The sequence below is a fragment of the Fulvivirga lutimaris genome (assembly GCF_009711525.1).
Taxonomy (GTDB): domain Bacteria; phylum Bacteroidota; class Bacteroidia; order Cytophagales; family Cyclobacteriaceae; genus Fulvivirga; species Fulvivirga lutimaris.
Genome location: NZ_SMLV01000277.1, coordinates 1 through 10,177 on the forward strand (window position 1 = coordinate 1; position 10,177 = coordinate 10,177).

The 10,177-nt window shown below is 35.6% G+C and carries 12 protein-coding genes; 9 read left to right on the forward strand and 3 right to left on the reverse strand.

Translation table 11 applies throughout. The features are described from left to right. From E1140_RS04440 to E1140_RS22000, 4 genes are all read left to right on the forward strand, one after another. The coding region (locus E1140_RS04440) for an RNA polymerase sigma factor (RefSeq protein WP_155179456.1) at positions 1 to 544 on the forward strand (544 nt) is incomplete at its 5' end. Continuing rightward, positions 544 to 762 (forward strand): hypothetical protein, encoded by a 219-nt coding sequence (locus E1140_RS04445; protein ID WP_155179458.1) that lies wholly within the window; start codon positions 544 to 546, stop codon positions 760 to 762. The genes E1140_RS04440 and E1140_RS04445, both read left to right, overlap by 1 nt. Continuing rightward, on the forward strand, positions 746 to 1,306 hold the full coding sequence (locus E1140_RS04450; RefSeq protein ID WP_155179460.1) for a hypothetical protein: 561 nt from the start codon (positions 746 to 748) through the stop codon (positions 1,304 to 1,306). Before E1140_RS04445 ends, E1140_RS04450 begins: the two co-directional genes overlap by 17 nt. A gap of 5 nt (positions 1,307 to 1,311) precedes the next feature. Beyond that, entirely contained in the window at positions 1,312 to 1,914 is a 603-nt protein-coding gene (locus E1140_RS22000; RefSeq protein ID WP_185153428.1) for a TRIC cation channel family protein, read from the forward strand. Here E1140_RS22000 and E1140_RS04460 read toward each other — a convergent pair whose 3' ends face one another. Together E1140_RS04460 and miaA are read right to left on the reverse strand one after the other, a co-directional pair. Then, positions 1,915 to 2,466, reverse strand: coding sequence for a thioredoxin family protein (locus tag E1140_RS04460; protein ID WP_155179462.1), 552 nt, complete (start codon positions 2,464 to 2,466; stop codon positions 1,915 to 1,917). A gap of 49 nt (positions 2,467 to 2,515) precedes the next feature. Next, entirely contained in the window at positions 2,516 to 3,430 is a 915-nt protein-coding gene (gene miaA, locus E1140_RS04465) for a tRNA (adenosine(37)-N6)-dimethylallyltransferase MiaA (protein ID WP_185153429.1), read from the reverse strand. Positions 3,431 to 3,506: 76 nt separating this feature from the next. Here miaA and E1140_RS04470 point away from each other — a divergent pair, with 76 nt between their 5' ends. Genes E1140_RS04470 through E1140_RS04490 form a run of 5 tightly spaced genes read left to right on the forward strand, consistent with a single transcriptional unit; the run spans position 3,507 to position 8,800 of the window. Then, positions 3,507 to 5,855 (forward strand): response regulator, encoded by a 2,349-nt coding sequence (locus E1140_RS04470; RefSeq protein ID WP_155179466.1) that lies wholly within the window; start codon positions 3,507 to 3,509, stop codon positions 5,853 to 5,855. A gap of 1 nt (position 5,856) precedes the next feature. After that, positions 5,857 to 6,225, forward strand: coding sequence for a response regulator (locus E1140_RS04475; RefSeq protein ID WP_155179468.1), 369 nt, complete (start codon positions 5,857 to 5,859; stop codon positions 6,223 to 6,225). Continuing rightward, the gene (locus E1140_RS04480) at positions 6,226 to 6,501 is read left to right on the forward strand and encodes a hypothetical protein (protein ID WP_155179470.1); all 276 of its coding nucleotides are present in this window, start codon (positions 6,226 to 6,228) and stop codon (positions 6,499 to 6,501) included. Next, entirely contained in the window at positions 6,498 to 7,262 is a 765-nt protein-coding gene (locus E1140_RS04485; protein WP_155179472.1) for an MBL fold metallo-hydrolase, read from the forward strand. The genes E1140_RS04480 and E1140_RS04485 overlap by 4 nt, the downstream gene beginning before the upstream one ends. Next, a complete protein-coding gene (locus tag E1140_RS04490) occupies positions 7,262 to 8,800 on the forward strand; it encodes an NFACT RNA binding domain-containing protein (RefSeq protein WP_155179474.1) in 1,539 nt (512 codons plus the stop codon). Before E1140_RS04485 ends, E1140_RS04490 begins: the two co-directional genes overlap by 1 nt. Positions 8,801 to 8,850: 50 nt before the next feature. Here the strand turns inward: E1140_RS04490 and pyk are convergent. Then, on the reverse strand, positions 8,851 to 10,177 hold a 1,327-nt coding region (gene pyk / locus E1140_RS04495), incomplete at its 5' end, for a pyruvate kinase (RefSeq protein WP_155179477.1).

The window sequence follows — 10,177 nt, forward strand, 5'->3', positions numbered from 1 at the left end:
AGAAGAGCTCACTATCATAGAAAAGGCCAAAGAAAATCCAGAACACTTCGCTCCTATATATATCAAATACCACGATCAGGTGTTTTTATTTGTAAACAAACGGGTTGACAACCTTGAGCTTTCAGCAGATATTACTTCCAGAGTCTTTTTAAACTGCCTAAAAAAAATAGATAGTTTCAAATTTCAAGGTGTGCCATTTTCTTCATGGTTATATAAGATAGCCTTAAACGAGATCAATCAGTTTTTCAGGAGACGAAACAATGCTTTGAGGTCAGTAAGCATCGAGGACCATCATGTTAATCTGTTGATTGAAGAAATAGACTATTCTGAAACCCTCATTGACTCCCATGTGTTGATATCGGTACTGCTAGAGCAGTTAGATGAATTTGAAATTCAATTTATTGAATTGAGGTTTTTTGAAAATCACTCCTTTAAGGAAATTGGTTATCTGATGGGAATGACAGAGGTAAATGCCAAAATCAAAACCTATAGAATATTGAAGAAGTTGAAAAAGTTGTCGGAGAATATAAACTATAGCGAATAATGACTAAGCTTAAAGTAAATATTAACAAACCTCAACCACCGTTAGAAGTAATTCATAAGTACAGAGATTTTGGTGGTCTGATGCAAAAGTATACCAAATATTATCGCACTGATGGCATTCGACACATGCTTTACAATGACAGAAAAAAACTTGTTTACATTGTCATTATCATTGTATTTATATTACTAATGCTCTTTGTAGATGATGTTTCGTTTTAAATGGGTTGTTCTATTATGTTTTGTATTTAGCATAAGCTATTCTCAAGACACAGACTATCCTATTTATAAAACTACAAATCAACTTTCCCCTCAATTTATAAATGCCCTTTGCCAAGCAGCTCGAACCAAACAAAAGGTAGATAACTCCTTTACCTCGCAACTAGAGGTTTTAATATCTGAAGCTGCAGGCATAAATTACAAAAGTGAGGAGCTTCCTGAAACCAGCTTCAAATGGTTCACAAAATATGGTGATCAATGCCACTGCCCTTCTGATGAAAATTTTGAGGAAGGCAATATCTTAAGACAGGTGGTTCAGGCAAATTTTCGTGAGTTCGCAAATATTATAGGCCCTAATAATAGATTAAGCCTCAATTTAGAAATGAAAGATGCAAAAGACGGGCTTACCCTTCTGGAATATGTTAATAAATGCAGAATTGACATAGAAAAATCTCATAACGACAAGCGCTTCGAATTTCAGCAAGATGAAGAATGGAGAAATATCATGTTCTTTTATTTTTTATTCAGCGAATACAGCATTAATTAGCTGCTGTGAATTTATTATATGCCCTCGACTTAATAGGAACGTTCGTTTTTGCCATAAGCGGATTACGACTGGCGGCCAAAAAAGACATGGATGTTTTCGGAGCTGCAGTAATTGCCTTTGTAACTGCAGTGGGTGGTGGAACTACCAGAGATGTTATTCTTGGAGCAACACCTGTAGGGTGGATTAATAATATAGATTATAGTATAGCCATCTTATTAGCCATACCGTTTACCTTACTTTTTAAAAAGTATATTGTCAATTTGAAGAGGACATTTTTCATTTTCGACAGCATTGGCATAGCCCTATTCACCATCAGCGGCATGCAAAAAGCTCTTGATTTTGGCCTAAATCCAGGTATGGCCATGGTAATGGGTATGGTTTCAGCCGTTGTAGGGGGTGTTATTAGAGATATACTGTGTAATGAAATTCCGCTGATCTTTAGAAAGGAAATTTACGCTACACCATGCCTTATTGGTGCATTTACATTTTTCATACTTTCAGAAATTGGTTTAAATCAGGATGCCAATTATATAATAACAACTTCCACTATACTTACGATAAGAGTGGTTGCAATAAAATACAATCTGTCAATGCCAAAAATGAAATGATTACTCCATAGCAGAAACAAACTCAGATTCCCAGGTTTGCCAATCTGTGTTCTTAAAATTGTCACCACCAATAAACTTCACAATCATTTCAAAACGATCAGGTTTTTGGTATCCAGGAAGTGGTTGAATAATGTTAAAATTCTCGTCAAGGAATACAACTGTAGGGTAACTCAATTTATTGTTGAGCAAAGAGGCAGCCAATTCGTGATACCCTCTCCTTCCTGACTCTACAAATTTAAAAGTATGATCTCTGAAAATTATATCCTCTCGCTGCTCAGCGTTAAGCTTTACAGCATAAAAGTTTTCATTGAGGTATGCTGCAATCACTGGCTGGCTAAAAGTATTTTTATCCATCACTTTACACCAACCGCACCAGTCAGTATAGACATCTATGAAAATTTTCCTTTTCTCTGTTTTAGATTTCTCTACAGCCTCTTCAAAAGATAACCAGTTTACCTCACCGTCCTGGGCAAAAGAACTCTGAGAAAGCAACACTCCAAAAATGAAGGCTAAAGTAAAAACAGGGTATTTAAGTAATTTTATTCTATTCATTATTTCAAAAATATACGATTTAAACCATTTTCAGTTCAAATAAATTTCCTTATTTCTTCATTTGATCTTTTATGTACTCAAGTATATTCTGAAAATCATCAGGATGAAACCACTTGATTTCATTATCTCTTCTAAACCAGGTCATTTGTCGCTTAGCGTACCTTCGAGAATTTCTTTTTATTAATTCAACCGCTTCATTTAAATCAGTAACTCCATCCAAATGATCAAAAATCTCTTTGTAACCGACTGTTTGCAAAGCCTGTTTGTCTCGAAAATCCTGCAACTCTGTAACTTCATCGAGTAGACCTTGAGACATCATGATATCAACACGCTGGTTAATTCGCGCATAAAGCTCCTCTCGTGGACGCTCTAAACCGATCTTAATCGCATTAAAATCACGATTTGGTTTTCGCCCCGTTCTGTAAGAAGAATATGGCTCTCCAGAAGATAAATAAACCTCCAAGCCTCTGATTACTCGATGTGGGTTTCCTTTATCAACAGTTTCATAATACTTAGGATCAACCTTTTCTAATTCTTCGAGCAGAGCCTCAAGACCTTCATTTTCAAATTTGGCATTTAGGTCTTGCCTGACTTCAGGATCAATCTCAGGCATTTCATTAAAACCATTCAAAACTGCATCAATATAAAGCCCCGAACCACCAGTCATAATCACGGTCTCCTTGATTTTATGAAGTTCTGAAATTGTATTCATAGCTTCCTTTTCAAATTTACCTGCCGAAAATTCTACCTCAATGGAGCGATCATCTACAAAATGATGTCGAACTTGACTTAATTCCAGCTCAGTTGGCTTTGCAGTTCCAATAGACATTTCCTTATAAAACTGTCTTGAATCTGCTGAGATAATTTCAGTTCGTAACGCCTTTGCTAGATCAATACAAAGAGCAGTCTTCCCTACTGCGGTAGGCCCGACTATACTGACTAAATATTTAGGTTTTAATGACACTTCGAGCAAAATACCTCTTTAAATATCACAATGTCAAAAACATCCATTAGATTAGAATTTGTTAATTTCACAGGGCATGAAGAGTGATAATAAGTTACTCAACCAGAAGGTTGTATCGTTGGAGAAAGAGCTTCAGGAAGAGCGTCAAAAAAATGCCTTTTCCAATGCCATTTTAGAAAGTGGCAATCTTATAATTTGGGCAGTAGACTCAGAGTTCAATTTACTTTCTTACAACCAAAATTATTTTGAATACTTCCTACTACTTAATGACTCAGAATCTATCTGTTATGAGTATAAAGGCAAGCTAAAAACCTTAAAAACCAAAACCTTTTGGAGCAGGCAATACAGCAAGGTGCTAAAAGGAAAATCAGTAAACATAGTAGTAAGAATGGATACCGATAGCGGCTTTGAGTGGAAAGAGCTATTCTTAAACCCTGTTTATGGATCTAGTGCTCAAATTCATGCAATTTCAGGTTTGGCTTATGACATTACAGAGAAAACCGAATCGAGAATCAAACTGGTAAAAAGCGAAGAAAAGTTTAGGAATATATTCGAGTCGTTTCAAGATTTATATTTCAGAACAGACTTTAAGGGCAATATTACCATGCTCAGCCCTTCAGTGAAGGATATTATGGGTTACAAGGAAAGTGAACTCAGAGGGAAAAACGTTACCAACTTTTATATCTATAACATAAAGATCAAAACACTTCTCAAAGACCTGATAAATAATGGAAGTGTTCGAAATTTCGAAACTGGCATTATTCATAAATCTGGCAAAGTTATACCTACAATTTGCAACATCAGGATAATACGAGATGGCAGCAAACCTCTTTATATTGAGGGCACGGCTCGCAACATAACGGAGCTCAAAAAGACTAATGAGCAGCTTCAATATTCTAAAGAACTAGCCGAGCGCTCACTGAAGGTGAAAGAAAGATTTTTAGCCAACATGAGCCATGAGATAAAAACTCCCCTGAATGGGATCATGGGAATGATTCATCTTCTTGATGAGTCCGCTTTAGATGACAAACAACGAAAACACTTCAATTCACTTAAAAACTCATCAGAGATTTTAATGAATGTGTTGAATGACCTGTTAGATATGTCAAAGATAGAGGCAGGTAAAATGGAGCTTAAAAACTCGATTATAAAAACAGACCAGCTTCTGAATAAATTAAAAACTCTATATGAACATGAGGCCAAAAGAAATGGAATAACTCTCAAATTCAAATTAGAGAAAAAGTTGCCTAAAAACATTTTGGTTGATGAGGTGAAAATAATTCAAATCTATTCGAACCTCATTTCTAACGCTCTAAAGTTTACTCCTGATAAAGGAACCGTAACTGTCTCGCTAAACAGTTTTAAGAAGAAGAAAGACGGTACCATAAAGTTGAAAGGATCAGTGGTTGATACTGGTATAGGTATTAGCTTAAATGATAGCAAATTATTATTCAAGAGCTTCACTCAATTAGATGGCTCTGCCAGTAAGTCATTTAAAGGCACTGGTTTAGGGTTATTCATTTCCAAGAAGCTGTCAAAAATGCTAGGAGGTAAAATAGGTGCTTTCCCTAATAAAGATAAGGGAACAACTTTCTGGTTCACATTCGAAACTATAGCTACCTCACCTTCGGCTACCCTTGTAGAGGATGAAATTAAAATCGAATTAAAGAACAAACCAAAAGTTTTATTGGTTGATGATAATAATGTAAATCTTCAATTAGCATCAGAGATGCTAAGACGCGCTGGATGTGTTGTTAAACAAGCAGATAGTGGTGAGAAGGCCATTGAATTAGCAGGGAAGAATAATTATCAGGTCATTTTAATGGACATTCAAATGCCAAAAATGGATGGAGTTACAGCCTCCAAACATATAAGGACGACTGAGCTAAACAAGAATACGCCAATCATTGCTATGACAGCATATTCACTTAAAGGGGATAAGAATAAGTATTTAAATGCAGGGCTTGATGATTACATTTCAAAACCAATCGTTCCAGAAAACCTGATAAAAACGATCAAAAAGTGGACTGAGAATACTGAGGTTGAACAACATTTAGAAAAGAAAATAAAGGAGCTGGATGAATGTCAAACACTGAATCCTAAAACACTGAGCAAGCTAATAGAATTTGGTGGAAAAGAAATGGTATCAGAAGCACTTGAAGAGTTTGATAATGAGTGCGGTATACAATTAAATTGGTGCAAGAGACTTATTTCTGAGCCCAACAATGAAGAAATTTTGAATATTTTACATACTTTAAAGGGCAATGCGGGAACCTTAGGCGTTGAAAAAATGGCTTTTTGGTCTGAATTCACTGAAGATGAAGTGAAAAAGAAAAATTATCATATTTTTGAAAACAACTTGGAGGAGCTTTACAACCTTCATCACGACTTCAAAAAAGCAAAAGAACAGTTTAATAATAATTAGAATGGCAAAGCGAATCTTATTAGCAGATGATAGTCCAGTTATTCAAACGTTGTCGAAAAAGATATTCTTTGGGCAGGGTTATGAACTGAAAGGTTTTAAGTCAGGTGCAAAAGTTATTAGTGAAATAGAAGCTAATGACTATGATGTTATAATTCTTGACATTATTCTTCCTGGAGTAAGCGGAATGGAGTTGGCCAAACAAATCAGACAGTTGTCTGACAAAAAGAAAGCCTCTACTCCTATTATAGCAATTTCAGGAAACTATAAGAATTATTCGAAATCTGATTTTGATGAAGTGGGCATTAATGATTACTTAATTAAACCACTTGACTATGATGCCTTGGTGACTGCGGTGAAAAAATATGTTTAAATGAGCCACAAGTACTCCAAGCATTTTCTCAACAAACTTGAAGACTTAATAGCCGAAACTGACTATATCCTTAGATATGAAAGAGGAAATTTCACCTCAGGATGGTGTATACTAAATGACACCAAAATTATTATAGTTAACAAGTTTTTTGCAACAGATGGTAAAATCAATTGCCTTCTTGATATTATCAAATCACTCAATATCGATAAAAACTCACTAAGCGAGAAGAATCAAAAATTATTCTACGAGCTATCACAAACAAAACTAGAGCTTTGAAAATCACATTTCTAGGAACAGGCACTTCACAAGGGATACCTGTAATTGCCTGTAATTGTGACGTTTGCACTTCACTAGACTTCAGAGATCAGCGATTAAGAACCTCAATACACATAGAAGTTGAAGGTAAGAGCTTTGTTATAGACACTGGGCCGGATTTTAGGCAGCAAATGCTTCGGGAAAGAATTAATTCACTGGATGGCGTTATATATACTCATGAGCATAAAGACCATACTGCTGGTCTTGACGATGTTAGGGCTTATAATTTCATCCAGAAAAAAGAGATGCCCATTTATGCTACTGAACGGGTCTTGAATCAGCTAAAAATGGAATACAGTTACATTTTTACGACCGGGAAGAAATATCCTGGTATTCCTCAAATCAGAATTGAGAAAATCACTAATAACCCATTTGAAGCTGACGGTATAAAGTTTACTCCTATTGAGGTCTTGCATTTGAAACTTCCGGTTCTAGGCTTCAGAATTAATGACTTCACTTATATAACAGATGCAAATTATATTTCTGAAGAGGAAAAAGAAAAGATAAAAGGATCAAAAGCGCTTGTAATCAATGCCTTACAGAAAGCAGAGCATATTTCGCATTTCAACTTTGAGCAAGCAGTAGCATTAGCTCAGGAGCTAAATATAGATCATACCTACTTCACCCATTTAAGTCATAGAATGGGAAGGCACTCTGAAGTTGAAAAAGAACTTCCCGAAAACATATCTTTGGCCTTTGATGGTCAACAGATTGAATTATAGTGCACAATAATTATTATTTCCTTAAAAAACTCACTCCTGCTCTGGAGCATAAAATCGGTGGGCTAAATCTCCTATCTTGCTTCTCTCAAAATAAGGATGAGCTTATCATTTCATTTGGTAATAATGAGGATCAGTTTTACATAAAGGCCTTTCTAAGTGCTTCATTTTGCTGTTTATCATTTCCAACAAGCTTTCATCGCGCCAGAAAAAACAGTGTTGACCTATTTAATGAAATACTTCAGAAAAGAGTATTAGGCACTTATCAATACCTTAATGAAAGGTGCTTTTCTATAAAGCTTGAAGATGGATATGAACTTCTGTTTAAGATGCATGGCAATAGATCTAATATCATTCTTCTCAAGAACAGTCAAGTAGCTTCATTATTCAACAAGCGACTTACCAAAGATCAAGAAATTGACATCAAAAGCCTCGACAGGTCTATTGATCAGTCAGAAGAGGCATTTATTAATTCAGAAGGCAATACCAAACTGCTATTTCCCACATTTGGCAAAGACATTGAAAGCCACATAAACGAAGAAGGTTTTAAGAACATATCACTTCATGAAAAATGGAAACTAGTTAAAAATACGCTTGCACAACTAGACAAAGGTGAGTTCTTCATTCGCTCAGATAAGTTCTCATTGCTACCTTTTGAAGAATCAAAATGCTATAATGATCCTATCACTGCTTTAAATGACTTTTATGTTGGATATGTTAGCTCTAGCGGGTTAGAAAAGGAAAAAAGGGAAATAGTAAATGCCCTTGAGAAAAATATAAAACGATCTAAATCATTCATTAATAAAACCCAACAAAAGCTAGGTGAGATTAACAATAAAACAAGCTATCAAATACTTGGTGATTTGGTCATGGCCAATTTACACGCTATAGATAGCAGCGCTGACAAAGTTGAACTCACAAACTTTTATGATGAAAATAAACTCATTGAAATCAAGCTAAAGCGACATTTAACGCCACAAAAAAATGCTGAAAACTTCTATAAAAAGGCCAAGAACCAGTCGAAAGAAATTAAAAATCTGGAGGAAGTGCTTGAGAGTAAAGAATTTGAGCTTTTGAAGCTTGAGGAACACTATGTGGCAATCAACAAAATAGACCATCTCAAGGATTTAAGAGAGTACATCAAAAAAGAAAATCTTATCAAGACTACTGCTCAGCAAAAAGTTAATAAACCTTACAACCTATTCGTCTTTCAAGGTTTTGACATATGGGTGGGAAAAAACGCTTCATCCAATGATGAGATGCTTCACCACACTTATAAAGAAGACCTTTGGCTACATTCTAAAGATGTTGCCGGTTCGCATGTAATAATCAAATACAAATCAGGAAGTCCGTTTCCCGCTAGCGTTAAAGAAAAAGCAGCTCAACTTGCTGCATATTATTCTAAGAGAAAAACTGACTCGCTATGTCCGGTCATTGTTACCCCAAGAAAGTTTGTTCGTAAACGTAAAGGAGACCCGCCAGGCGCTGTGGTGGTTGATAAAGAACAGGTTTTACTGGTTGAACCTTCAAATCAATTATAAAAAAAGGGTTACCGAATTGGCAACCCTTTTTGATTTATTAATTGTAGTGGTTAATCTACAATATTGAGTTTTACTGTATTAGTTCTTCCTCTTGCATGAATAGGCATACTGGCAGTTGTAATAAATACATCTCCCATATTTATATGACCTTTCTCCTTCAATATCTCTTCAATATCAGCGAAGGTGTCATCCGTAGATACCTCTTTATCATAATAGTATCCTCTCACTCCCCAGATCAAATTCATGGTATTTAACAATGGTCTATTGCTAGTAAAGATGAATATATTAGCTTTTGGTCTATGTGATGCAAGCTTAAAAGCGGTATAGCCTGAAGCTGTCATACCAATAATTGCCTTAGCTTTTGAAGCTTTTGCCAATCTACATGAAGCCAATACCAGGGTATTGTTATAAAATAGCTCATCGTCCTCAGCAGGCAAATCATGCTTAAAATAAAGATTTTCAGATTGTTGTTCTACACTCGTAATGGTCTTCACCATACTTCTAATAACCTCTATAGGATATAGACCAGCAGCAGTTTCAGCAGACAACATCAAGGCATCAGCACCATCCATAACAGCATTGGCAACATCATTAGTCTCAGCTCTAGTAGGACGAGGATTCTCGATCATACTCTCCATCATTTGAGTGGCAATAATTACAGGCTTAGCCGCTCTATTACATAATGAAACTATTTTCTTCTGCGCCATTGGCACTTCTTCCATATATATTTCAACACCTAAGTCACCCCTGGCAACCATCACTGCGTCTGTAGCCTCTATGATAGATTCAATATTATTCATTGCTTCAGGTTTCTCTACCTTGGCAATTATTCGGCAATTTTTTCCTGCTTTTTGAATTCTCTCTCTAAGTTCATGAATATCCTCGGCAGACCTTACAAAAGAAAGGGCAATCCAATTAATATCCTGAGTCAAACCAAACTCAAGATCCTTTAAATCCTTTTCTGTCAAACATGGAGCAGATACCTTTGTAAATGGAAGATTTATACCCTTTCTGGATTTCAATTTTCCTCCATATATCACTTCACTGATAACATCCTCACCTTTTACCTCTTTTACTTTAAGCTCGATCTTACCGTCATCGATAAGAATCATATCACCCGGCTTTACATCTTTATGTAGGTTTGTATATACAGTACTTGCCTTCTCATTAGTACCGATCATTTCATTCGGTGTGATCGTAAATAACTGCCCTACTTTAAGTTTAACACCTTTATCTACTTCTCCAACACGAATTTTTGGTCCTTGCAAATCCTGAAGCAAACATATATTAGTATCTAATTCTTCGTTTAATTCTTTTACGTATTTAATTACTTTAGCATGATCCTCATGGGTACCATGAGAAAAGTTGAGTCTAAAA